19 protein-coding genes are annotated in these 25,032 nt (G+C 63.2%); 9 read left to right on the top strand and 10 right to left on the bottom strand.

Annotated elements, in window-relative coordinates; translation table 11 throughout:
- Positions 1-54: 54 nt before the first annotated feature.
- Genes PRL19_RS11115 through PRL19_RS11090 form a run of 6 tightly spaced genes read left to right on the top strand, consistent with a single transcriptional unit; the run spans position 55 to position 5,347 of the window.
- On the top strand, positions 55-1,059 hold the full coding sequence (locus PRL19_RS11115) for a GntR family transcriptional regulator (RefSeq protein ID WP_273743006.1): 1,005 nt from the start codon (positions 55-57) through the stop codon (positions 1,057-1,059).
- Positions 1,056-1,757, top strand: a complete 702-nt coding sequence (locus PRL19_RS11110; RefSeq protein WP_273743005.1) for a creatininase family protein — start codon at positions 1,056-1,058, stop codon at positions 1,755-1,757. The genes PRL19_RS11115 and PRL19_RS11110 overlap by 4 nt, the downstream gene beginning before the upstream one ends.
- Positions 1,754-2,776 (top strand): ketopantoate reductase family protein, encoded by a 1,023-nt coding sequence (locus tag PRL19_RS11105; RefSeq protein ID WP_273743004.1) that lies wholly within the window; start codon positions 1,754-1,756, stop codon positions 2,774-2,776. Before PRL19_RS11110 ends, PRL19_RS11105 begins: the two co-directional genes overlap by 4 nt.
- Positions 2,767-3,522 carry an SDR family NAD(P)-dependent oxidoreductase gene (locus tag PRL19_RS11100; RefSeq protein ID WP_273743003.1) on the top strand — a complete coding sequence of 252 codons (756 nt, stop codon included), beginning with the start codon at positions 2,767-2,769 and terminating at the stop codon, positions 3,520-3,522. The genes PRL19_RS11105 and PRL19_RS11100 overlap by 10 nt, the downstream gene beginning before the upstream one ends.
- Positions 3,519-4,421 carry a polysaccharide deacetylase family protein gene (locus tag PRL19_RS11095; RefSeq protein ID WP_273743002.1) on the top strand — a complete coding sequence of 301 codons (903 nt, stop codon included), beginning with the start codon at positions 3,519-3,521 and terminating at the stop codon, positions 4,419-4,421. Before PRL19_RS11100 ends, PRL19_RS11095 begins: the two co-directional genes overlap by 4 nt.
- Entirely contained in the window at positions 4,421-5,347 is a 927-nt protein-coding gene (locus PRL19_RS11090) for an isoaspartyl peptidase/L-asparaginase family protein (RefSeq protein WP_273743001.1), read from the top strand. Before PRL19_RS11095 ends, PRL19_RS11090 begins: the two co-directional genes overlap by 1 nt.
- 573 nt (positions 5,348-5,920) lie before the next feature.
- Here the strand turns inward: PRL19_RS11090 and PRL19_RS11085 are convergent.
- From PRL19_RS11085 to PRL19_RS11070, 4 genes are all read right to left on the bottom strand, one after another.
- Complete coding sequence (locus PRL19_RS11085) at positions 5,921-7,663, bottom strand: vanadium-dependent haloperoxidase (RefSeq protein ID WP_273743000.1); 1,743 nt, start codon at positions 7,661-7,663, stop codon at positions 5,921-5,923.
- A 121-nt stretch (positions 7,664-7,784) separates the two neighbouring features.
- Positions 7,785-8,024: a hypothetical protein gene (locus tag PRL19_RS11080; RefSeq protein ID WP_273742999.1), complete on the bottom strand. Its 240-nt coding sequence runs from the start codon at positions 8,022-8,024 to the stop codon at positions 7,785-7,787.
- Positions 8,025-8,075: 51 nt separating this feature from the next.
- A complete protein-coding gene (locus PRL19_RS11075; RefSeq protein WP_273742998.1) occupies positions 8,076-9,761 on the bottom strand; it encodes a peroxidase family protein in 1,686 nt (561 codons plus the stop codon).
- Between the two features lie 127 nt (positions 9,762-9,888).
- A complete protein-coding gene (locus tag PRL19_RS11070) occupies positions 9,889-11,490 on the bottom strand; it encodes an AfsR/SARP family transcriptional regulator (RefSeq protein ID WP_273742997.1) in 1,602 nt (533 codons plus the stop codon).
- Between the two features lie 139 nt (positions 11,491-11,629).
- Here PRL19_RS11070 and PRL19_RS11065 point away from each other — a divergent pair, with 139 nt between their 5' ends.
- Complete coding sequence (locus tag PRL19_RS11065; protein WP_273742996.1) at positions 11,630-12,715, top strand: phosphatase PAP2 family protein; 1,086 nt, start codon at positions 11,630-11,632, stop codon at positions 12,713-12,715.
- On the opposite strand, the gene PRL19_RS11060 is transcribed toward PRL19_RS11065, so the two are convergent.
- The 6 genes from PRL19_RS11060 to PRL19_RS11035 all read right to left on the bottom strand — a co-directional run bounded on the left by PRL19_RS11060 (position 12,712) and on the right by PRL19_RS11035 (position 23,274).
- Positions 12,712-14,520: a S8/S53 family peptidase gene (locus PRL19_RS11060; protein WP_273742995.1), complete on the bottom strand. Its 1,809-nt coding sequence runs from the start codon at positions 14,518-14,520 to the stop codon at positions 12,712-12,714. The two genes, PRL19_RS11065 and PRL19_RS11060, sit on opposite strands and share 4 nt — an antisense overlap.
- 1,492 nt (positions 14,521-16,012) lie before the next feature.
- Positions 16,013-18,316: a hypothetical protein gene (locus PRL19_RS11055; protein ID WP_273742994.1), complete on the bottom strand. Its 2,304-nt coding sequence runs from the start codon at positions 18,314-18,316 to the stop codon at positions 16,013-16,015.
- 367 nt (positions 18,317-18,683) lie between these two features.
- The gene (locus PRL19_RS11050; protein WP_273742993.1) at positions 18,684-19,883 is read right to left on the bottom strand and encodes an alpha/beta hydrolase; all 1,200 of its coding nucleotides are present in this window, start codon (positions 19,881-19,883) and stop codon (positions 18,684-18,686) included.
- Between the two features lie 457 nt (positions 19,884-20,340).
- Positions 20,341-20,973 carry a tyrosine-type recombinase/integrase gene (locus PRL19_RS11045; RefSeq protein WP_273742992.1) on the bottom strand — a complete coding sequence of 211 codons (633 nt, stop codon included), beginning with the start codon at positions 20,971-20,973 and terminating at the stop codon, positions 20,341-20,343.
- Between the two features lie 416 nt (positions 20,974-21,389).
- Positions 21,390-22,463 (bottom strand): IS110 family RNA-guided transposase, encoded by a 1,074-nt coding sequence (locus PRL19_RS11040; protein ID WP_273742991.1) that lies wholly within the window; start codon positions 22,461-22,463, stop codon positions 21,390-21,392.
- Between the two features lie 97 nt (positions 22,464-22,560).
- Positions 22,561-23,274: a hypothetical protein gene (locus PRL19_RS11035; protein WP_273742990.1), complete on the bottom strand. Its 714-nt coding sequence runs from the start codon at positions 23,272-23,274 to the stop codon at positions 22,561-22,563.
- 358 nt (positions 23,275-23,632) lie between these two features.
- Here PRL19_RS11035 and PRL19_RS11030 point away from each other — a divergent pair, with 358 nt between their 5' ends.
- Together PRL19_RS11030 and PRL19_RS11025 are read left to right on the top strand one after the other, a co-directional pair.
- Positions 23,633-24,259, top strand: a complete 627-nt coding sequence (locus PRL19_RS11030; RefSeq protein ID WP_273742989.1) for a LysE family translocator — start codon at positions 23,633-23,635, stop codon at positions 24,257-24,259.
- A gap of 142 nt (positions 24,260-24,401) precedes the next feature.
- Positions 24,402-24,848, top strand: coding sequence for a GNAT family N-acetyltransferase (locus PRL19_RS11025; protein ID WP_273742988.1), 447 nt, complete (start codon positions 24,402-24,404; stop codon positions 24,846-24,848).
- Positions 24,849-25,032 lie beyond the last annotated feature (184 nt).

The following is a 25,032-nucleotide window of genomic DNA, read 5'->3' as shown; positions in this document are numbered from 1 at the left end:
AATATCGCCAAAATTGTTCTTGAGCCACTAACTGTTATCATTCAATGATACGGTATGAGCGCAGACCCCACCCTTGAGCTGGACGCCGCCCTGTCGCGGATTGCCCATGCAATTGACCCGGCCTCATCGGTCCCGGTTTCCGTGCAGCTGCGGGGAGCATTGGAATACGGGATCGCTGCGGGCGACATCCCCCCCGGCAGCCGCCTACCTTCGGTGCGAAAGCTCGCAGCGACATTAGGGATGTCGCCTGTCACGGTCAGCAACGTCTTTGCCGCCTTGCAGGAACGAGGCCAGATCGAGGGGCGCATCGGATCGGGCACCTTCGTCACTGATCGCGGCATCCCTTGCGCCGCACGCACGCGGCAGTTGGCCGCACTGGAACGTCAGATCGCTGCGCTTGTCGCCGCTGGCCGTGAGCTGGGGCTGACAGCGCAGGATATCGCCTTTCGCGTGACGATGGCGGCGTCCGCCGCGCCGCGTCCCCTGCGCGTCGTGGTATTAGGGACGTTCAGTGACGCGACCGCGGCCTATGCCCGGGATCTGACGCCGTATCTGTCACCAGACGACGACGTCATCCCTTGGACCATCGACCGGCGGGACGACCTGCCTGCCCGCGTCGATCTGGTCGTCTCACCGCGGACGCTTGCGACACAGGCGGCCGATTTGTTTCCGGGCATCCCGCAGGTCAGCATGATCCTGATCCCGAACGAAGCTACACGCGTGGCCCTTGCCGGCATCCGACCAGATGCGCGCGTGCTGCTGGTTTCGTATTTCGATGATTTCCTCAGCGTGCTGAAGGCCGGCGTCGGTCGGTTCGCACCGCATCTGGGTCGTGTGAGCGCCGTTGCACGCAATGCCGAGGATCTTGATCGCCTGCTGGCCGACTGCGACGTGCTGATTCATGCGACGGGGGCGGACTATCTGGGATCCCGCCTTGGCCCCAAGCAGACCACTATCGAGTATCGCCACACCCCCGACAGCCATGCCGTGCAGACCCAACTGTTGCCGGCGCTGGAGACCCTCCGCACGGCTGGCGCCACCAAAGGAGAGACGCCATGAAGATTTCCGAAAGCTCGTGGTTCGACATCGAGGCCTATCTGCAAACGGACGACCGCTGCATCCTGCCCCTGGGCAGCACCGAACAGCATGCCCATCTGAGCCTGTCGGTCGATTCAATCCTTTCCGAAAAGATCGCCACGGATGCAGCCGCACCTTTGGGCGTCCCGGTCTTCCCGGCGGTGCCCTATGGACTGACGCCCTATTTCATGGCCTTTCCCGGCACCGTTTCCCTGAAGCTGTCGACCTATGCGGCACTGGTGAGGGATATCCTGGACAGTCTTTACGACACAGGCTTCCGCCGTGTGCTGATCGTGAATGGGCATGGCGGCAACAGCCCCGTCCAGCCAGTCTGCGCCGAATGGATGCAAGCCCGTCCCGGCGCGCGATGCCGGTTCCATGACTGGTGGCGGGCGCCGCGCACATGGGCTGCGGTGCAGGCCGTCGATCCGGTGGCCTCGCACGCATCGTGGATGGAGAATTTCCTCTGGACCCGACTGCCGGGACGCCCGGTGCCGCCCGAGCAGAAACCCTATGTCGAATTCGACCGCTTGCGCGATCGGAACGCGCAAGGCGTGCGCGACCTGATCGGAGACGGCAATTACGGCGGCCACTACCAGAAGCCAGACGACCAGATGGACGGGATCTGGCAAGTCGCCGTGGCGGAAACTCGTGCCCTGATCGAAGGCGATTGGGCATGACCGCCCGGGAACCCGTCCTGATCTGGGGCGCCGGGGCCATCGGTGGCATTCTGGGCGCCTATGCAGCCCGCGCCGGCCACCCTGTGCAGATGGTCGACATCGAGGCCGACCATGTTCAGGCCATGCGTCGCGACGGTCTGCGTATCGAAGGCCCCGTCGAGGAGTTCGCTCAAATCCTTCCGGCTGAGACCCCTGCCACGCTGACCGGCACCTATCGCCGTGTGATTTTGGCCGTGAAGGCGCATCACACCCGGCAGGCCATGCTGATGCTGATGCCGCACCTTGCGCAGGACGGCTTCGTCGTGTCGGCACAGAACGGCCTGAACGAGCGCGTGATCGCGGAGATGATCGGCACGGATCGCACGGTCGGCTGCTTTGTCAACTTCGGCGCGGACTGGCTGGAGCCGGGCCGCATCCTCTACGGCAACCGAGCGGCGGTCGCCTTGGGCGAACTGGACAACCGCGTCAGCGCGCGGGTGCGCGAGATGCATGCCCTGTTTGCCTTGGTCGAACCCGAAGCGGTGGTGACTGACAACATATGGGGCTATCTGTGGGGCAAGATGGGCTACGGTTCGCTGCTGTTCGCGACCGCGCTAACACCGGAATCTATGTCCGACGCGATGGACCCTGCACAATGGCGCCCGGTTTACGCGGCCTTGGGCCATGAGGTCATGCGTCTAGCCCAAGCCGAGGGCGTCACGCCCTTGGGCTTCAACGGCTTCGACCCGGACGCATTCCTCACCCGTGACACCGCACGGATGGATGCCTCAATCGACGCCATGGTGGCGCATAACCGCAAGACGGCGAAAACCCATTCCGGCATCTACCGCGACCTGGCCATCCGCAAGCGTAAGACCGAGGTCGATGCGCAGGTCGGCGTCCTGATTGAGATCGGCCGCGGACACAGCATACCGACCCCCGCCCTGTCGGAGTTGTGCAACCTGATCCACGGCATCGAGAACGGCACCCGGACGCAATCGACCGCGCTTCTGGACCGGATGGTGGCGACATGCAGCTGACCCTGGCAGGACAGGTCTTTGCCGTCACGGGGGCGGCACAGGGCATCGGCGCGGCGATCGTGCGGACGCTTGCGGGCTCAGGCGCGACGGTGGCCGCGATGGACATCGATGATGCCGGGCTGACGCCGCTGGCCGGCCTGCCAGGCGTCAGCTGTCACGCAGGTGATCTTGGGCGGCAGGAGAGCGCCCGCGCGCTTTGTGAAACGGTTCTGGACCGGCACGGTCGGGTCGACGGGCTGATCACCGCCGCCGGCGGTGTCCGTGGTCAAGTCGGCCGGCCCCTGGACACCGTGGACGAAGCCGACTGGCGGGCCATCTTCGCGGCCAATGTCGACGCAGTCATGTGGTGCGCGCAGGCGCTGACCCCCGGAATGAAGGCGGCGGGCGCCGGCCGGATCGTGACCATCTCGTCTGGCGCGGGTCTGAAGCCCAGCCTAACGGGCATCCAGGCCTATACCGCCGCAAAGCATGCACTGGTCGGGCTGACCAAACAACTGGCGCTGGAACTAGGGCAGTCGGGGATCACCGTTAATTCGGTCGCGCCAGGATTCATCCTGTCCAATCCCTCGACCGAAAAGCAGTGGCGGGCCTTCGGGCCCGATAGGCAAAAGCGCATTATCGATAGCATCCATCTCCGTCGTCTTGGGCAGGCCGACGACATCGCCAACGCGGTCGCGTTCCTGTGCTCGCGGCAGGCGGACTGGATCACTGGACAGATCCTGCAGGTGGACGGAGGACACGGATGATGGACCCGCACGAATGGCCCGAGGACGTATGGCGCACCAAGGTCGGCGCGGTGCGCGCGGGCCGCAGCCTGCTGCCGGACCGATGGCCGGGCGGTGCGCGCTGCGCCGTGGCACTGTCCTTTGACAGCGATCACGAGACCAACGAACTGCGCGACGGCGGCAATTCCGTGGCCCGTCTCAGCTGGGGCGAATTCGGCGCGCGGCGCGGCATTCCCCGCATTCGGCAGGTGCTGGACCGCCATGGGGCCAAGGCGACCTTCTTCGTCCCCGCGGTCGCGGCGCTGCTGCATCCGTATGAACAGCGCGCCCTTTCGCAGGACGGGCACGAGATCGGCTTGCATGGATGGATCCACGAACTGAACACCACGCTGTACGCCGCTACAGAGCGCGATCTGATGATGCGCGCGGCCGACACGCTGGAGCGTGTCAGCGGCCAGCGCCCCGTCGGGATGCGAACGCCGTCTTGGGATTACAGTCCCGCCACCCTGTCGATCGCACGAGAGATGGGGCTGCTCTATGACAGTTCGCTGTTCTCGGACGACGACCCCTATGAGATCCTGCAGGATGGACAGCCGACAGGTATGGTCGAACTGCCGGTCGAATGGATCCGCGACGATGCAGTGTATTTCATGATGAACCGCTTCGGGGCGCAGCGCCCCTATACGCCGCCCGCGGATGTGCTGGACATCTTCCTGCGAGAATTCGAGGGCGCCTATGCCGAAGGTGGGATGTTCCTGCTGACCATGCACCCGCATGTTACCGGATACCGCAGTCGCATTTTCATCCTTGAGCAACTTTTGGAACGGATCGTTGCCAAGGATGACTGCTGGATCGCCACACATGCCCAGATCGCGACCTACTGCGCGGAACAGGCCGGACTGAGCAACGGAGCCTCCTGATGACCAAATTTTCACTCGCAGTGCATGGCGGGGCCGGCACGATCCTTCGCAACACCATGACCGACGACCTGGAGGCCCGCTATCACGCAGGTCTGCGCCACGCGTTGCAGGCAGGGCGTGATGTCCTGGCGCAGGCCGGCAGCGCGATGGACGCCGTCACGGCGGCGGTTTGCGTGCTGGAGGACGAACCGCTGTTCAACGCGGGCCGGGGCGCGGTCTTCACGTCGGACGGCCGGCAGGAAATGGATGCCGCGGTCATGGACGGCGCCACGCGCAAGGCGGGCGCCGTCGCGGGCATCATGGGGCCGCGCAACCCGATCCTGGCTGCCCGATCGGTGATGGAGCGGACCGATCATGTGCTGCTGATCGGCCCGAACGCCCTGCAGGTCGCACGCGATGCCGGCCTGCCGTTCGAGGATGCACCCTATTTCTTTACCCAGCAGCGTTGGGACGCCCTGCAGGCGACGTTGCAGATGCGCCGCGACGGCATCGACGATACCGACCCTGCCCGCCGCCACGGGACCGTGGGTGCCGTAGCACGCGATGCACACGGCAACTTGGCCGCAGCCACCTCGACCGGCGGTATGACGGCCAAGTCGCCCGGCCGCGTCGGTGACACCCCGGTCATTGGCGCCGGCACCTATGCGGACAACGAAACCTGCGCTGTATCTGGCACCGGGCATGGCGAAATCTTCATCCGGTGGCATGCCGCCGCCGAGATTGCGGCCAGAATGCGTCATGCAGGGCAGACGCTGGCGGACGCGGCGCACCATGTGGTCATGGAGGACCTTGGATCGAATGACGGATCCGGTGGTGTCATCGCCGTCGATGCCCAAGGGAACCTGTCCCTGCCCTTCAACTGCGAAGGCATGTATCGCGGCACCGTCACACAGGACTCCGACTTCAAGTCGTATATCCATCGCTGAAGTTTGCTTCTAATGCGAAATATCCGCCACGTAGCGTGGTGGTGGGCTGTTTTGGGCGGAAAGCAGACTGCTGCAGAGCGGCGTAGGCGTTTTGGCAAAGTTGGAAGAGCAGCCGTTCGTGCGGACTGCGTTTGGCTTCATCCCTCAAACCCAATGTCGGTCGCTTAGCATTCTGTCACTCAAACGTAGGGTGCCTGCGAAAACCCTGGACAGTTCGCGCATCTGACGGAGCGGGGCCCACCAAGGTTAAGGCGCTGGCTTCGATGCCTTTAAGATACGCATGCGCTTGAGTCCCATAACACAGGACAAAGCAGTCGTGTTGGTCGAACGAAACTCAGGAACAGAATTATACCTTACCCGAAGATCCTCGGCGACATTGGCGATGTAGAAAGTATGGGTTCTCGCGAACACAGCCGTGAAGGCCGTGAAGGATCGGGACTTTAGCAACTCGAAAAACAATCGCATCATCTCTTGCCTCCAAGGAGAACGACCGGCCGCAAGCAGCAGTTTTGCGACCGGCCGGCGAAGGCGCCCCCTCGGCGCGGTCACGGGGTTGCGACCACGCCTTGAGCATCAAGCGTAGGCGTGCGCCTGCTGGGGCATCGTCTCGGCGTCCGAGGCGCGCATGCCGCTCTGCCAGATGTCGTTCGCGATCCCAAGCCCCAGAGGCACCCCGCCGATGGGCAGATCCGCGTCGTTCACGTCCGCCGGGCGCTTCTTAATCCAGACGTTGGAATAGCGGACGTCCTGCGGCTTCTTGTAGGTGCCGTCCGTGCCGATGGCGTCCCTGAAATCGAATGCGTCGAAGCGCCAGTGGACACCCAGCCAGATCCGGCTGAAGGCATTTTCCCAGATGGCGCTCCACAGCGAGGGGAAGCGCCGCTTGACATGGGTGCGCACCAGACCCGGCTGGTCCGTCAGCGGACGGTTCGGATCGTAGGGGCCGTCCAGATCGCGCGAGATGCCGTTCAGCTCCTCGGACACGAAGGCAAAGCCGATATCGTCGGTCCCGTTGGGCGTGACCGTGGCCTTGCCCACGTCGGCGAAGAACAGCCGCGCAATCTGGAAGCAGGCGGCCCCGAAGGTCGCATGGCCCGACGGATAGGCCGGGAAGGGCGGCTTGAAGCTGGCCTGGTCGGTATTCGTTCGGGGCGCCCCCAAGGCCAGCCAGAACGGATCGGCGCCCTCGGTCACGGCGGCGGTGCCCTCATGATCAGCCTGAGAGCTTTTATCATGCTCGCGGATGCCCGACAGGGGGCGCCACAGCTCGAAGCGGTATTTCTCGGCCCAAGCGAACTTTCCGGCATCGGCCATGGCCACGTTGGCCAGGGCGAACAGCCGCACGAACTCGCTGGTCTGCCTGATTGTCGCCTCGAGCGTCTCGTCTTGGGGATTGGCGGCCGGATCACGCTTGTCCCAAGCCACGACGCGCAGGATTTGGTTGTAAAGCCGCGGCGGCGTGCCGATCAGGTTCGCCCCGTCATAGGCCCAGTAGAGTGCCGCGACCGTCTGGTCGGGCTCGCGTGTCGTCTTAGGCAGGTTGGGGGCACCGCCCGCGCCGTGGACCTCTTTCAGCGCGGCCTCGTATTCATCCCCTCCGGGCCATTTGGCCAGCCGGTGGCCTTCGGGGTCGGTCACGGCCATGGGACGCGCGGTCGTGCCGTAGAACGGCCCGTGATAGGTGCGCGCGGGTTTCAGACCCTTGCTGGGCTCGTCGGGGTCGATGGGAACCAAGGCGACGGGATGCTGCGGCTCATCGCGGAAATGGAAGCGGCCGGATCTGGGCTCGTAGCCTTGATGCCCGGCGCCGGGCTCTCCGGGTTTGATCGCCAGACGGTCGAGGATCAGGTTGGCCACGGCCACCCCATGCCTGTGGACCGCCGACAGCGCATCGATATGGGGACCGTAGCCATCGATCAGCTGCATGCGAAGATGCGTCATCGTGCTGCGCGCCACGGTGGAAATGCTGGCGGGTAGGCTGCCGTATTGATGATCGATGACGGTGATGGCCGCTGCCGTCATCGCAGCATTCGCGTTCGTCAGCGTGCGCTCGGTGCCGGTCGGCAGGGCGGTTACCGCCGCGTCAGGCAGCCAGGTCTTGGGGTTGCCGTCGATGCCCGCGCCCAGGACCGAGAAGTAGGCGTCGTGCATGGCCAGATGCAGAAGGCCCAAGACCCGCGCACTCAGCGTCGGACCGCTCTGCGGACCGCTCAGCGAATGGGTGATACGGTTCATCTCCAGCCCAACATGGTTCCAGTAGAGCACGGGATAGGCGTTCAGGCCGGGGGCCTCGGACACCGGGGGAAGGTTCAGCATGATGATCTCCTTTGTAAGGGGCGATCGCGCCCTGGGGCGGTCGCGGCTGAGGGATAGGGATCTGCGGAAGGTCGGGACCGGACGGGGAGGCGGGAGGAGGAGCGCCCGGCCCCAATGGGGGTCAGACTGTCGGCGGCCCGACGACGTCGGTTGCGGACACGACCTGATCGCGTGGAGCCGGCGGGGTGTAATACCCGGCCACCCAGGTCGCGAGCCCGGTGACGATCGTCGTCACTGCGGCCGCAATGTGGTCGGGCAGTGCGTTGCCTGAAAACGCCTCGATACCGAAGACGACGAGCACCGCCACCGAGGCTGCGGCGGTGGCCGCAGTCACTTTCCGCGCGGTCTTGTCGGTTGCCATTTGGACCATCCGTATTCTCCTTTGTTTGCTGAGAGTGAAAGGGATCTGCGCCTACAGCACTTTGGCCGCGCGCAGCATGTCGGGAAGCGAGGCGATGGCCACGCCCGAGACCTTCGGCATGTCCGCAGGTCGCCAGCGGCCGCCATCCGATCCGGGCTGGTGCCAATAGCTGGAGGAGTCATGGGTCACGAGGCCCAGCAGCGTCCCCGCCACGATGGTCGTGCCCAAGGGACCAAGGCGCAGGCCGCCTGCGGCCTCGGCCTCGCGCAGGACGTAGAACCACAGGGGCGTCTCATGGGCCAAGGGCGTGCCCGCGATGGCATGGCCCACCGGTCCGGCAGCGATCTGGTCGGCATCCATCATCGGGATCGCACGGCCGGTCATTGCCGAAATCGTCGCGGCCACGGCCTGCACGCATGGCAGGTTCAGCGTGTCGCCCTTGATCAGATTCAGGACCGCTAGGTTGCGTGGCGGACGATCCGGCTTGTCGTTGGCCTTTAGCGGCAGAGCTGCCAGGATCGCCGACAGGTTGGTGTCGATGGCCTGCGCCGCGCGGTTGGGCTTCGATCCCGGATTGATCGCTGTGCGGGTCCAATCGGCCACCCAGTTCGAGGGCAGGCGCTTTTCCGTGACACCGAACATCGGGTTCGCCACTCCGCCGGTGAAGGCGAACAGCAGGCTGAAATCGGCATCCCTGAAGAAGTCGTTCCAGTCATAGACTTGGCGCACCATCGAATGGCCGAACCGAAAGGCGGCGGCCGAGAATTCTATCGGCAGGGGCAGTCGATCGGCGGGCGCGCCGCCGGTGCGGGTCACGAAGTCGGCATAGAACGAACCGCCATCCTCAACAACCTGCGCCAGCGTGTCCGCCTCGCAGACCGCGGGCAGGAAGGTGTTGACGATCAGCCATTGATAGATCCAGCGCACGCGAGTCTTGGCCCAGTCAAACAGCGCCTGATCGCCCGCTGCGATCACTGCCTGGTCGTCGCAGGCATCGACGACCCGGTTGTGCAGGCGCAGCATCGCTAGGTGGAACTGGGCGACGAACAGATTTTCGTCGTTGCGGGCATCCCCGATCAGGGCGCGATGCAGGTTGGGGCGGTCCGGCGTGCCGTCTGGCTCAAGAAAGAAGAACATGTCCAGAAGCGCCGGGTCGGTGAGTTGGCGCAGCTTGTTCTCGGACAGGATGCCGTCGATATGGCGGTCCAGCCGCACCAGATCGCCCGCCCCGTCCATAGGTAGGGGCACGACCTGGACGGGATCACCGACCGGGGTCGGCTTGGCGACCAGCATCTTGCCCGGCAGCGTCGGGTGGCGCATCGCGGTGGCCAGCATGGCATCGCTTTCGCAGCAGACGATCACGTCACCGTAAAGGCTGTCCAGATCCAGCATGCCGGTGTTTAGGTTCACCACGTCGCGTTCCAGCACGTCGCGCGGCAGCGGCGTGCCGGGCGTCGCGCCCGGCGGATTGCCGTCTGTTCCGGCCGAGATGTCATGGTCGATGAACTGCCCGAAATAGGTGAAGATCGGCGCCACGTCGCTGTCGACGATGCCGGGGAAATTCGCCGGATCGCTCATCGCCTGACCAAGCGCGGTCAGTGCGGCCATGCGGCCGGCGCCGGGGGTAATCTGCGGCGCGGCCGCGTCGAGATAGCGGAATGTCCGCGCCGAGCAATTGATGCGCGCTTCGACATTCGTGGTGAGCGGCATGCGCCCATGGCCTTTGGAATAGATCATGATCTGTCCTCCATGCAGACCGCCGGGGTGCTGGATCGACCCTTTGGCGGCGTGACTGGACAGAAGATGCGCGCCATCCGTCAGGCCAGCGTCAGCGGCCCATCAGCAGAGCGCGAGATCGGAGGTGTCAGCCCGTCAGAATTGAAGCGGCATGCCGCAACAGGTTCGCGCGGCGCAGCGTGTCGACCGGATATCGGTCGTCGCGCAGATAGGCATCCAGCGAAAAACCCGGTTCCAGCCGGGCCAGGGCGGCCAGCTGGGTCTCGGCGGCGCTGAAATTGCCCCGCGCGGCGTGCAGGGCCACAAGCAGGCGGCGCGGCGCGACGAAGTCGGGACATTGCGCGACGGCGCGTTGGGCCGCGATGGTCGCCTCGTCAAAGCGGTGGTCGGCGATGCAGACCACCGCGTGATACAGCTCCCACAGGTGCCAGCCCTGATCGGCGCCGACCGCCATGCGGCAGAAGGATGACAGCTGATGCGCCTGCGGCGTGTCGCCCTGTGTGACGCCCGCCACGGCCAGCGCCTGCCGCGCGAAAAGATTGCCCGAGTTCAGCCGCAGCGCATCCGAGGCCATACGCACCCCGGTTTCCAGGTCGTTGAACAGCAGCGTCCGGGTCAGTGCGATCAGCGCCCGCGCCATGGCATTGTGGGGCGCCAATTCCAGCGCTTGCCGCATCAGCCCGTCGACATCTTCCAGAAAGCCCGGATCGGGGCGCTGGTTGCGCTCGATGACGCGGGCCATGCGGATGAAGGCGATCCAAGCCAGATAGACCCCGTTGCCGTCCGTCTCAAAAGCCTTGCGCATCAGCATTTCGGCCTCATCGACCTTGGCGGCATCGAAGGTCCACAACTTGCGCAAGGCCAGATTGCAAAAGCCCGTCGCCGCCGCCTGCGCGACGCCCAGACCCACGGCTTGAGGCAGTTGCGTCAGCGTGCGCAGCGCCGCCTCGTGCGCGAGGGTCGAGACGAAATCCTCCGCCAGCAGATCGCCGCCTGGTTCGGGCCGGCGCAGGCCCGAAAACAGCACCCGCCGGTCGCTGCAATGGGTGATCTGAAGAAAGACGACGCCGCTGCCCGCCTCTCGCGACACGTCGCACTGGATCTCGATGTCCGCCACGGGCGGCTCGTCGGCATCCGGGATTGGCTGGCTGGGCGCGATCTGCTGCGATGAGACCCGTTCGCCGATGTTGCGTCCAACCTGATCGGCGATGATCCTGCCGATCAGTGCATCCGGCCCTACCAGCGTGTGCGAGGTCACGCAGGTCAGGCGGATCTCGCGTTCGGGCGCGACGGCGCGCGGCGCAGACGGTGCGACGGTCTGCTGCCGTTGACGCAGAAGGCGCAGCCAATCCTCAAATTCCGGGTCGCGGACGTCCAGCCCCTCCAGAATATCGCGCTGGCCGCTGGTAGGGGCGTCGTCCAGATCGACGGTGACGCGGGCCGGGTCAAGCCAGACCGCAAGCCGATCCGATCCTAACAGATCGTGGTGGTCCCCGAAGGCGCGGCGGATCTCGATCAGGGTCTGGCGCAGGCTGCCACTGGCTTGGGCGGGCGCCCGATCGCTCCACAGCCTAGCCTCGATCCAGCGGCGCGACCGGCGGCGGGCGTCATGTTCGGCCAGAAGCGCGATCAGCCCCTGCGCCTTGGTCCCGCGCGGCGTGATGTCGGTGCCGTCCGGCGCCCGCACGCAGAGAGGGCCGATCAGGCTGATCGTGAAAGTCGCACCCATTTTCGTGACTCCGGAGAGGCAGCATCGTCAGTCGAGCGTCAAAAACAGATTCCAGACGGGGCGGTTGCTTGACCTTAAGTTAACTATTGCTGCTTGTGAACTGGAATATGTCGCGGCTCAGCACAGGGAGGCAGCCATCATGAGCATTTCGGCAGGCAAAGCGGGAAAGGCAGGCAAAGCAGGCAAAGCAGGCAAGGCGGGAAAGGCAGGCAGGGCCGGAAAGGCGGACGAGGCCGAGGGCGCGCAGGCCTCGGCCGCGGGTCTGCTTCTTGCCGGAGAGGGGGTGCGCGGCTACTGGGACACCGAGGCGGTCGTCCTGCCGCCCAATGCCGCGCAGCAGCGTGCGGATGTCTGGCCCGCCTTCCAGCGCCTTGACGACATCCCGCGGGAGATCATTCTGGACGACCTGTTGTTCAGGTTATTCACCGTCCAGCCGGGCTACCAAGGCACGGCCAAATCGGGTGCGGTTCAGGTCAAGGCGGGGGCCGAGACGCTGCTGGATCTGGCCCGGCCCGGCAACAACGCCGCCTTCGCGGCGCAGATGCGCTTTGTGCGAGACGCCGCCGACCTGCGCGCCGACCGCCTGGACGAGATCGAGGAGCAGCGCGGCGACATTCTCAGCTTCTTCGCGCTGACGCTGCATCTGCAGGACGACCGCACCCCCTGGACGCTGGAACTGCTGGCGGCGGTCATCCGGCTGGCGGGCTATATGGTCATGCCCATCAAGCTGTATTTCGACGTGCCGCGCCCGATCCGTTACAGCCAGCAGGTGCTGCCGGTGATCCAGACGCCGTTCCACGGCAGCTGGCCCAGTGGCCATGCGACCGAGGCCTTCGCCACCGCAACCATCCTTGCAGGCCTGATGGCGCCCCCGGCGGACGGCGCGGCCTTTGCCGTGTCGCCGAACATGCTGCACCGGCAGCTGCCCTTCCGCATGGCCGAACGCATCGCCACGAACCGAACCGTCGCCGGGCTGCATTGGCCCATCGACAGCCTTGCGGGCGCGGTTCTGGGCGTCTCGCTTGGACAGGCCGTGGTTAACCACGTCCTTGGCCGGACGACGACGCCCGCCCATGCGCTTCGCGCGGGCATGGGACTGGCGGACGATTTCTCGTTGGAGGAACTGGTGCCCTATCTGTCGGGGGCGACGAGCATCACGCTGGCCCTGAGCGACGACACGATCCTGCCCGAGCTTTGGGCCATGGCGCGGGCCGAACTGACCTAGCGGCTGCGGATCGCTGGGTTGGTCGTCAGGACCTTGGCACCCAGCCGGTCCTGATCGCCCGCCGCGACAGGCATGGGGCCGCCCTGATCGTTCAGTGCCAAGGCCCGCGTCAGCGTCGGCGCGGCCGCGCTGGAGCCGGAAAAGCGCGCCGTCGTCCCCGACAGCGTGCCGCTGGCCCGCAGCCCCCGGATCGCGGTCGCGGTTTCGCTGACTGCCGAAAGGCGCGGCCTGATCCCCGACCAGTCCGCCCCGCGCGCGGCGTAATCCGCCGGGCGCGGGGCGCGGCCTTCGGTCAGCAGAGCACCGCCGACGCTGTGGATCTGCGGATGGGCCGAGGTCGCATACGCGCTGTTCGTGCCGTCATGACGGACCGGGCAGGATGGGTGGTCGTGACCGGTCCAGTCGCGGGTTCGGCGGTTCCAGCCATGGGCGTCGGCGGCCTCGAAATAGGCCTGCCGTCCGCTGAGCCGGTATCCCGCCGCGCGGTCGTCGCGCTGGACCTGAAGCACGATGTCACGCGCCCCGGCATCGTCGAACCGGATCGTCCAGGCGCCTGCAGGTGCGGTCGGATCGCCCGGCGCGTTGGCCTGCGTCGGGGCAAGCGCCAGAAGGATCACCGCACAGCGCCCGGCCTCACGCGGCCGATGATAAAGACGACCCACCAGACGCCCCCGCCAAAGGATGTCGCGCGACCCGTCGGGCGCGACCGTCGCCGCAGCGATGTCGGTCCCGTCGGGCAGCGTCAGGCCGATGGACAGGAACGCGCCGTCACCTGCCTCGCGCGCGGCCAGGTCGCGGATCTCGACATAGCTGGGCGTAGCGTCCTGCGGTTGCAGGCGCAGCGTGATCGCCCCGTGCCCACCTGTGGCCGCAGACAGCCGCGCGACCTGCCGTCCCTCGTGATCGTTGCCATAGGGGAGCACGATATGCACCTCTAGCCCGATCTGCGCCGCCTGCGCGATCAGGCGCTCCATCTGGCGTTCCAGGAAAGACTTTCCGTCCTTGGACCCCGCCAAAATCCCAAGGCTGGCATTGACAATCAGCCGGTCCAGTCCGGCCTCATGCGCGACCGTGATCGCCCATCGCAGTCCCTGAAGCAGCGGCACTGTCATCTGCATGCCCGACGTGTCGTTCACCGCTTCGGGCGGCAGCTGCACGCCGATCAGGGGCAGCCTCTGCATCGGGTCAGCCGGGTCCAGAGGGTCGGCGCCCGCCGCCAGATCCAGCACATGCGTGCCATGGGTCTGGGTCTGAAAGATCGTCCGGACCAGCCGGGGATCGGCATGAAGGCAGTCATGGATGTCGCGATACAGCACCGCCTCGGTGGTCGTGGCCGTGGCCGCCGTCAGCCCCGCCACGGCCGCGGCATCCAACACCCGTCCCATGCTGTCGCCGCGCTTCAGAACGGCCGACTGCAACCAGACCCCCAGAAAGCGCGACGTGACCGGATCGCTGCGGAAGCGCGCGTTCAGAAAGCCGATGCCGTCGTCGATAATGGCGATGCCGGTGCGCGTCCCCGGGCGCGCAGGCATCACGGAGGGAATTTCCGCCCCGTCAGCCACAGCGATCCCCTGCGGCAGGGTATGTCCTTCAGGGCGGAAGACAAGCGCCTCGGTTTCGCTCCCGGCCCCGAGGACACGGACCAGACCACGCTCCATCGGCAGACAGAACAGCGCCGCATCAGCCGCGATCGCTGCGAAGAACGCATCCGGTTGCAGGTTCGAGACGACGAAGACCGCTTCGGGACGCGCGGGATGCGACCAGTGAAGAGTGCGCAACCATTGACCATATGCATCCAGAACCATGTCACACCCAACAGACGCATCCCACACAGCCAGAAGGCACCCTCTGCCGCCGCCGATCAAGCGCCCTGCGCCGGACTGCCTGCTTTTTGACGCTGAACTAACGCTGCCCGTCCCGGCGTCAACTCGAGCCTATGTCGTTTAGCCCTTGATCATTGAGCGCGCTTAGCGGCTCCTCAAACATGAATGCGTTTACCTGCACGCCGGGCAAACAGGTTCGCAGGCCAAGACTGCCATCGGCCAATGGATTGCCTTGCGACACCAACACGTCGACGTGCTGGACCTTCGCGACCATCTCTTCGGGCGTGTGTTTCTTGGTGCATTCCTTCGTCCTCCATCTGTCTCAAAAGCCGACTTTAGGAAGGACCACTTTTAAGGGGGCACGCCACAATGAACCGGAGCTTGGGCCCGCATAGCGGGCTGGGTCTACTCGATCTCGCCGCGCCAGGCACAAACGATAGGTATGGAGAAACTGCACGCTGCATCCGCAAGCGTCGAACGGCCACTTTTCGTCGGCTGCGCCAATCTAGGGTCAATGGTGCCTTTCCCGTCGATGGGCGGCGCAGATCTGCGGGCTTTTGCGGCCTGCTAGGCTACGATCGCGTCTTTGCCGGGGGCGGGGTGTCGGGGATGCCTGGTCAAGACGAAGGTTCCGGCTGATACCCTCGGCAAGCTGACGATGCACTCTTCCGGTCGGAGCCGGGATACAGGATGGTCTTACAGGAACAGGGTCAGGAAAGATGCGGATGACGGAGAGGTGATATGGTGCTCTCGGTTCGGCACTGATCGGCTTGGCAGGCTTTAATGCCATCGCCGATGAATTAAGCGCCCCGCCAGTTGCGTCACCTGCTACCTGTCCGCCCATCGTGCGGGAGTCCCTGGAGGTGGTCGGGCTTTTGCCCGAGGTGCCCGAGTATGCCCAGCCCATCGTTCTGATCGACGTCCAAGGCCAACTGCTCGGTTGCTTACCCCAGACTCTGGCCTCGCCCCGGCACGCTCAGGCCGCGGCGTTTCTGCATCAGGGCGGCATCGTCATGTCCCAGCACCAAGAGGCGGGGCCGGTCTGCCGGATCGGCGAAGTGCGTCTAGGGACCACCTCGTTCATGGGTCTTATCGTATCTTACGATCCGGCACAGATGAGAAACCAAGCATGCCTGCAGCAGGCGAGGCAGGACCTTGAAGAGTTGAAGGGTCGATAGCGCGGTTAGTCCCCGCTCAACCCTGCAGCTCGAAATTAAAGTGCAGCAATATGGGCAGCCTAGCCCGATCGGGACGGGCAAAGACATCCGACATCAAAGCAACGACGGGTCAGGCGGGTATCTCGCGGTATAGACGCCAAGTCTCAAATCACGGAACTTACATGGTCACTCTCGCTGCACCGCACACGAATGTCCGGTTTGAGGAACCCGCATGGCCGCGCCTGGCGGCCTTTAATAGTCTGTTCTGAGCAGTTCAGATACGACTGGAACGCGACGATCACCGTGGGCAGTCGTCGCTAATGCGACGCCCTTCCGGCCCGCCCTCGGACGGCTTGGCTGACCTTTGCACTTAGTTCTTTCGCTGCGCCCGTCGTGGTGGGCTTCGCGGCAATACACCGGGCAAGCCTGTGTCTAGCGCGTAGAACCTCGGGAGCGACCATGTCGGTGGCCGAAGCCTTCACAAGAAGCTCCATCGCCGCCCGCAGAGACGACGGCGACAGCATCCGGTCACGTGCCTCGATCGCGGTGATCAGGTCGTCTGCCATGCGGGCCTCGAGCCAAGTAAACAGTTCACGCGGCAGCGCGCTCCCGGCCGTGCGGAGCCGTTCCAGACGGAGCTTCAGGGCTGAGATCTGACGGTTAACAGCCGTCAGCAAGGCTGTGTGCAGGTCGCGGGCCGATTCCAAGACTTCTATACGCCATTCACTCCTGATCCCCCAATCCAGCAGATCATGCGCGCGTCCCGTGCCGAGCAACGCCGCGACCCCAGCAACCGGCCCAAGGATCAGCGCCCCCGCGGGGCCGAGGACCACAAGGCCCAGGATCGCGCCCCCGGCCTGTCCCGCGCTGGCCAGACCACCGCGGACGGACAGGTCGATCACCAGCCATGCCGGCAGATCCTCGACTGGGATCTGTCCCGTCCATGCCTTATGTGCCGCGCGTGCTCCGCCGATGATCGTCGCATAGAGCGGCACAGGCACATCCGCCAATCCGGCGGCAGCCTCAAGCGAACGGTCGACTAGGCTCTGGACATGATCGAGGTCGAAACCGCTCACAGTCGTCACCATTGGCGCCCAATGCTCACCCAACACTTGGGCCTGTGCGGCCAAAGCGTGATCGGCGATGACCGGAATGTCAGGGTATTTCGCGAAATGGTCATGCAGCAACGTGATGCTGGTGCCGCATTTTACCTGAACCGGAATGCCATCAACGATCAGGTCGTGGCCCGGCATCGTGGGACTCTCGGGCAGCATCACGTCGTGACCGTCCTCGATCAGCTTCGCCATGACCAGTTGCTCAGCGCTGTAACCCCGCAGCGCAACCCGCGAGCCCTGAGAAGCGAGGTTCGCGACATGAACCGCAAGGTCCAGCGGCGTGTCGAACTCGGACACGCGCGAGAAGTCGGCAGCGGTCAGAACGGAGGGATCGACCGCCGCTGCGTGATAAAGCATGTCGCCCGCGGTCAGACCTGCAACCAGAGCCGTGTCCCGACGGTCGATGCTTTGCTCGACGGCGATGCGCGCAGCCCAGAGACCTGGCGCCTCATCTGAAGCGGAAGGAATGTCCGTCGACAGAGTGCCGACGATTGTCTCGGCATGACCACAAACCGCCTTTAGCTGCTTGCCGTTGAGATGACGCAGCTCTGTATCGGGCATCCGATGAAGCCTTCGAAACGAGTTTAGGAGCGTGGCCATCCCGCTGTCCACACCCTGACCGCGCACGGCTAAGAGGATCGCGACCCTTGCGGCGGCAACCTCACGGGCGGCACTGGCTCGGCCGCTGATCGCCCAATAGCCAAGGGCCGCGCTGCCCGCGATGACCGTCATGGGGTTGATCATCACGAACAGAAGCGATGTGAGCGTCGGCCCCGCTAAAAATGGGATCACCGCAGACAGCTTGGCAGCGGCGATATAGGGCGCAAAGCCCGCCGCTCCAATCGCGCTGGCCAATGCGGCCCATCCGCCGCCGGCAAGAACCGCAGCCGAGATCGCCTGCTGCCCTTTGCGAATGGCCGCGGCAACCTCGGGGTCAAGCTCTCCGCGATCGCTTGCCGCTGCAAGGCCTTCCATCATGATCGTCATCTCATGTGCGACGACATCCGGAAAGGTCACTGCCGCCCGCGCCTGCCTCCGGGCGCCCGTCGCACGGCGCAGCAGCTGCCGTCCCGCCCGACCCGTGATCGACAGGTCGGCGTCCGCCCTCCCTTGCTGCGCATTAGCCACGGCAGGGGCGAGGATCTCGGAGGCGCGGACGGCGATGGCGGCGGCCTCCTCGTTCATGCTGCGGGTTGAAAGCGGATAGAGATCCGGCAGCCCGAGACCCTGCTTGACGCCGAGCCACAGCCTCGACCGCAGCGCATCCGTCAAGAGGGGTCCGTCCATCAGTTCCTCGGCGAAGGCGGTTACACGATCGGCATCCTGCTTGTCGTCCGAGACAAGCTTTCGCCGAGCGGCCTCGCCCACGGCGCCTGCAATTTTTGAAAGACGTGCGGCATCCAGCAGGGCCAGGAGGCCACAGATTTCCTGGCGGGACGCATCGCCCAGACCAACGGCGATGTGGCGGGGGGACGGAGCGGCCTGCTTGGAGATCATATTCGGCATCTTAGAAGCCTACTTGGAGGGTCGGATGCAGGGAAACCCCTGCTAGGTGGAAATGGCTCCTGATTTGACCAAAGCTCTGCTTTGTCGTGCATCAGCGGCTTATTCCATGTCAATCTCGCTGCGGCGAGCATGAGCGGCTGGCCTTGGGAAGCTGCTCTGCGGCACCCGGTGCAAGTTGACCGATCGCTATGGGCCGAACGCGCCAGCGGTAGCCTTCTGCGGGACATCAGCAGTAGATTGGCTATCACTGCAATTGCCGTGAACCTGATCATAGGCGCGGAACGAACCATTCACGCAAAAACCCGGGCGCGCAAGGCGTCCGGGTTTCACAGGACATAAAATGTCCCATTGCTTTTGTTCTCAAGGCTTATTTGCCAAGGTCAGCGTTCACCCGCTCGACTGCGTAGTCCTGCGCGGCAGCGGCGTCATCGACCACTGCGGCCATTCCGAAGAACTCGTGGGTCACGCCGTCGAAGGTGCGTTGTTCCACCTCACCGCCAGACGCCTTGATCGCGTCGGCGAGCATCATTCCGTCGCTCAGCAGCGGATCTATGCTTGCGTTGATGATCGTGATGGGCGGCAGCCCAGCTAGGTCCGCGTCGACCAAGCTGATGCGAGGATCGTCGAGCTGGCTCTCATCGGTCACCGTCTGGTCAAAGAACCACTCCATCATTGCGCGGTTCAACGGCACCGCCTCAGCGTTCTCGACGTAGCTCTCGGTGTCCAGCGAGGTTTGCGCGACGGGGTACACCGACACGACGTGGTCGGGTTGGGTCAACTGTTGGTCTCGAGCGGCGATGGCCGTGGCGACGACCATGTTGCCGCCGACGCTTTCGCCTACCAGTGCCAGACGGTCAACGTCGGCATTGAACTGGTTGCCATTCTCAACGGCCCAGATGTAACCAGCCAAGACATCGTCATGCGCGGCGGGGAATGGGCTCTCCGGAGCGTGACGGTATTCCAGGCTGATCACCACGGCGCCGAGCTTGTCCGCAAGCGACGCAGCGGATGCGTCGTAGGTGTCGATATCAGCGATGACCCAACCGCCGCCATGGACGTAGACAACGAGAGGATAGGGGCCTTCGCCTGCGTCGGTAGGGGTGTAGACACGGGCAGGTTGGTCGCCATCGGCCGCGGGATAGGTGATGTCCTGCCGCGTCACGGCAGGCTCCGGCACATCAAGCCCGTCTTCCTCGATCACGCGGGCGACTGCATCGGCCGGAGTCGGCTGCTGTCGTGCTTCCTCGGCGGGGAGTTCCGGGATCGGTTTCGGATTGAGCGCCTTCAGAGCCTCGAGTACGCGCGCCATGTCGGTATCGGCCCGTTCCATCGTGCCGGACATGGGTGCGGTCTCGTCCGCCGCCATCTCGCCAGCGTCGCTGTCAGCCGAGGTCGTCTTTTGCGGCGTCGTCTCATTAGTGCCGGTCGGCTGATTCGTTTGCATCTCGGTCTGTCCGGCGACGTCGTCGGCTGCGGCGTCCTGGGCAAATGCCGGGACGGTCAGGGCGACGATGAGACTCGTGGCGGCTGCGGTCGTCCAGAGCGTCGCGCGTGTCGAATGGGCCATGGTATCCTCCGATTTGTTATCCAAGCGCGGGGGCACATCAGGCCTCCCGCATTGCCAACCCAACGCAAACGCTTCGTTAACGATCCAATCGCGACCTATATATTTTTTGACTTTGCCAGTCGGGTTAGGGTGTTGATGTGGAGACCCGATTGTTGCCTGCTTTGTTTGACCAAGCTCTGACGTCGTTCAGTAGCTCCATCAGAACCTGCAGTTGGTCCAAATAGTGGGAAATCTTCAACATAGTTACGATTATGGTGACGAGCGCTGATACGAAGACGCTTGCAGCACACCTGCGATCATTCGATGTCTCAAACGTCCCGCATATCTGACAGTGCTTGGTCATTCGCGCCGCACCAGGCAGGAACGTCCGGTCTGGAGATGCAGCACAGAACATCTGTCGAGCGATGAGCGACTGCTAAGGGCCGACCGACACGAATAGTGCCGATCGGCAGAATGGCTACAGGTCTATCGCCTCTGACAGCGACAGCGCATCCTCGATATCGACCCCGAGATAGCGCACCGTGCTGTCCATCTTCGTGTGGCCGAGCAGCAGTTGGACAGCACGCAGGTTACCCGTTTTCTTGTAGATCTGGGCAACCTTGGTGCGTTTCATCGAATGAGTGCCGTAGGCGCTCGGCTCCAGGCCAAGCGACATGACCCAACCCCGGACCATCCTGGCATACTGCCGTGTCGACAAGTGCGCACTTTCGTGGATCCGGCTTGGCCACAAGAATTCGAGGCCAATCATCTCGGGGTTTCGGATCCAGTGGCCCAGGGATTGGCGGGTCGTATCGGTAATCTCGAACCGGACAGGTTTTCCCGTCTTGCTCTGGATCATCGAGGCGCGCTCCTTGACGTGCCCTGCCGCGAAAACGTCTCGGACCCTCAGAGCCACGAGGTCGCACCCGCGGAGCTTGCTGTCGATCGCCATGTTGAACAGCGCGAGGTCGCGGGCATTACCTGCCATTTCAAGCCGGACCCGTATCGACCATACGTGCCGCGGAAGAAGCGGCCGCTTCTGACCGACGATGCGGCCCTTGTTCCAACTGACGCGCGCAAGCCTGACGGCGGGAAGAAGATCGATGGACATGGTGACACCTCCTGTCCGCCATGCCCGCCCTTCTTCGATAGTGTCGACAAAGCAAGCATATCATCCCGCAGGCTCGGCGTCTGCGCCCAAGCCGGCATCAGGAACGGCCATATATAAACCAAAGGGGGCCAGTGACCCCCGTCGGCAAAGGCGGCAGCATCTACGCTAGGAGCCCGAATGTATGTGCCGGCTGCTGTTCGCAATTGAGAATTTGGCGTGGCTGCGGAAGTCGCTCATATGTATCCGGCCTGTTGGATCGGCTCGTGGGCCGTGGCCATGATGGGGTTACGCACGCGCCTTGGTCTCATTAGCGGACAGGTCGATGACGACCCTTAGGGCTCTCAGACTCTGGGGGCGTAGTTGATCCGTTCCATGCTGTTCTCTCTTTCGCGAACGTCGTGATGGCGGAGGAAGCCTCAGACGGCTTCCATCACCATGTCTCTGTCTCTTGCAGCGTCAAAGCTGGTGCCGTGACGCAAGATGCTCCAGGCGATCCGGGCCAGCTTGTTGGCCAGCGCGATGGCGGCCTTGTTGCCGGGCATGCGTGCCACGGCTCCGGCCAGCCAGTTGCCGAAGCTGAAGTTCGGCCAAAGGTGGGGGCGCATCATGATGATCCGCGCCGCCTGAACCAGCAACATCCGAAGATACCGACTGCCCCGCTTGGTGATCCTGCCGAGGATTGTTCGGCCGCCCGTGCTGAACTGCTGGGGCACCAAGCCTACCCAAGCCGCGAAGTCGCGCCCTCGGTCAAAGGCTTCCCCCTTCCCGATGGCTGCAACCATCGCCGTCGAGATCATCGGGCCGACGCCGGGGATCGACATGATCCGGGCACAGCTTTCCTCACTCCGGCTGACCTCCTTGATCTCGTCTGAGAGCTGGTCGATCCGCTTATCCAGCCAGTGCCAATCGTCTCGAAGGCCAGTCAGAACCCCGCGCATCCGGGGCGAGATCTCATCCCGGCGCTGATCGAGGATTGCCTCGAACGAGTTGTTAAGGGCCCGCAGGCCAGAGCGCACGGTGATCCCATGCTCGATCAGAAAGGCGCGGATCTGGTTGATGGTCGCGGTCCGGCGCGACACCAGCCTTGAACGAACACGATGCAGCGCCTGCAGATCAAGCTGGTCCTGGTTCTTCTCCGGGACGGTTCGTAGGTTCGGGCGCAAGGCGGCTTCGGCGATGGCCTCGGCATCGTTGTAGTCGTTCTTCTGACCCTTGTTGAAAGGCTTCACGTAGATCGCAGGTATGATCCGCGGCTCGAAGCCCATCCCACGCAGAGTGCGGCTGACGACATGGGCACTAAGGCAGGCTTCCATCCCGACGATGCACCGCGGAAGCATGCCGAATGTTTCCTGCAATGCGAGACGCTTGATCTTCCTCCGCAGAACGACCTGGCCCGATCGGTCAAAGCCGACCAGGTGGAACACGTCCTTCCCGATATCGACACCGACTATGGAGAGATTTTCGAGGCTTCCTTGTTTCTTGGCACACATGGCTGCTTGTCCTTGTTGCACGGTTGATCCCGGTTCAGGATAACACGACGGTGGGGAAGCAGCCGGCACATCCCATTAGCGGACTGTTACTTTGACCTCAATTCGCCGAAGTCACTGCGTAATTTTGGCGATCTACTGGCATGAAAGGACGCGCATGAAATTGGTTCTTATCACTGATAACGACCCACTCCACGAAATCAGACACTACGGTCTCATCCAGAATTTTATAAGAAAGACTAATTCGAATACGAGTTCTATATTCATCAGAGCTTGGGATAGGCCAGTCAGTTATGAACCTGTGATAATCAACTCCAGGTGGAAGGCTTGATATTGCGAAATCTGATGTCAGTTCTTCCAGTGCCCGGGCGTATACAAAAGGATATGGATCAGTGTATGCGTAGACTTCGCTTAGAATATTTATCGCAGGGCTGGCACCGTAGTTGTGAAAAGTTACACGTATGTCAATCTTGTCCGTTTTTCGACTTTGAGAAATTTCTAAAGACTTTACCAGCAGCCAGGCGCGAGTTTGATTTAAACCTATTTGTTTTGTCTCGCGTAGGGTTTCCTCAGTAGTTTTGAGCGTGGCCGCAACGAGAATCACGGCGATTATACTAATTACAACGGACAAGACGGATGAAATTGAGCTACGCCAGTCGCTGGTGCTGTTTGAGCCATCAACTGGAATTGCGGAAATTGTTGAAAGTAGTATGAGGCATGCGCAAGCGCCTACAACCAAACCTAGAGCCAAACCATTTCGCCAAGAATTTTTTTCATTTTCACATCCAACAGATGCTTCACTCTGAAGCTGCACAGAGATTGGCGAACTTTGCTAAGTTTGCTTTCTGTGCATGCTAGTCATTCATGCGAGATGCCGCGAACGGCAGCTTGGTCCCGCATCAGCGACATTGCCTGCTAGCTCTCGCCGCGCCAAGCACGAACGTCCGGTATGGGGATGCTGCAAGGCGGCGCCAGACCGCGGCTGTCTGGCCGCAAAGGGCCGAGTGCGCGTGTCAGAGTCAGCTCGGGACAGTCCTTACCGGCAAGGGCTGCAGATCGACACGGAGAGCCTGCGACGGACGATCAAGTCAGCCTCGGTGAATTCAGAATAGTGCCAGTTCCACTGCGTGCCATGCCGTCGTAAAAAGGCCGGATTCACCTCGGGGACAATCATGGTTCTGGAAACTAACCTACCTTTGATCATGCTAGCTGCGTTTACTGCCAGCGCCAGCCCAGGTCCCGCGACGCTGGCAATTGCAGGAACGTCCATGACATCCGGTCGCTCCTCCGGCTTGCCTATCGCATCGGGCATCACGGTCGGGTCGGTGATCTGGTCGGTTGCCGCCGCGCTTGGATTGGGCACCATTATGCTCGCGAATGTCTGGCTGTTCGAGATGATCCGCTATGGGGGAGCGGCCTATCTCATGTATCTTGCTTACAAATCTGCGAGATGCGCCCTGTCCCGCGAAAAGGTCCAGATGAAATCGATGACCGGAAGCCCGTCCACGCTATTCGCTAAGGGGCTTATGCTGCATCTCACCAACCCCAAGGCTGTGCTGTTCTTCGGTTCGCTTTACTCGATGGGGATCCCGGCGGGCACCCCGCCCTCAGAGCTTTTGATTATCATCGCCGCCGTCAGCACTCAGAGCTTCGTGATCTTCCACGGCTACGCACTGCTATTCTCTTCAAAAGCAATGACCCGCCTTTATCTGCGCTTGAGGCAAATTCTTGAGGGCGCATTTGCGCTCGGCTTTGGAGTGGCCGGTATGAAAATTCTTGCCACGCGCGTTCAGCCCTAGAGCGGCGGTTTTGTCCCGCAGAGCCGCTGCCAGCTTAGAGCTAAGGCATCGGCGTAAGGAGCCCTCTGTGGTCATTGCCTAGTATGTTCTAATAGGTTCTAATAGGAGAGTATCGGCGTCCTCTTAAGCTCAGGAGGGTGAAATGATCCGGCGGGCTGTGGCTCATGATGAAGCGGAAATCAGAGACTGCGCTGAACAGGCGTATGCGCGATATGTGCGGCTGATAGGTCGGAAGCCCGCACCTATGATCGCTGACTTCGCTAGCCAGATCGCGGCCGAAGATGTCTTCATTGCGGCGGATGACCAAGGCCAGTTCCAAGGGTTCATCGTTTTCTATGCCGAGAAAGAGCATGTTCTTCTGGAGAATGTCGCGGTCCATCCCAGGGCAGCGGGTCGTGGCGTCGGAAAACAGCTTGTCGAATTTTGTGAGCAGGCAGCACGAGACTGGGGCCTAGCAGCCGTTCGTCTCTACACAAACGAGAAGATGACCGAGAACCTGCTGATCTACCCAACGCTTGGTTATGCCGAAGTAGCTCGTCACGCCGAAGACGGCTTCGACCGCGTCTACTTTGAGAAAAGGTTTATCTAGCAGCGGCAGCTTTGTCCCGCAGAGCGGACTGTAGCCCGACGATCTCGCCGCGCTCAGCACGAATGTCCGGTCTGGGGACGCTGCAAGGGAGAGGCAGATAGGAGCCAACCGGCAGCTCTGGGCCGGGTGCGCGTGACACCTTTGCATTCGTTGCGGCAGTCACGACTTTCTATGTTGGCCCTTC

The sequence above is a fragment of the Paracoccus marcusii genome, from assembly GCF_028621715.1.
Classification (GTDB): Bacteria; Pseudomonadota; Alphaproteobacteria; order Rhodobacterales; family Rhodobacteraceae; genus Paracoccus; species Paracoccus marcusii.
This window is presented reverse-complemented; position numbering and strand designations above follow the sequence as displayed.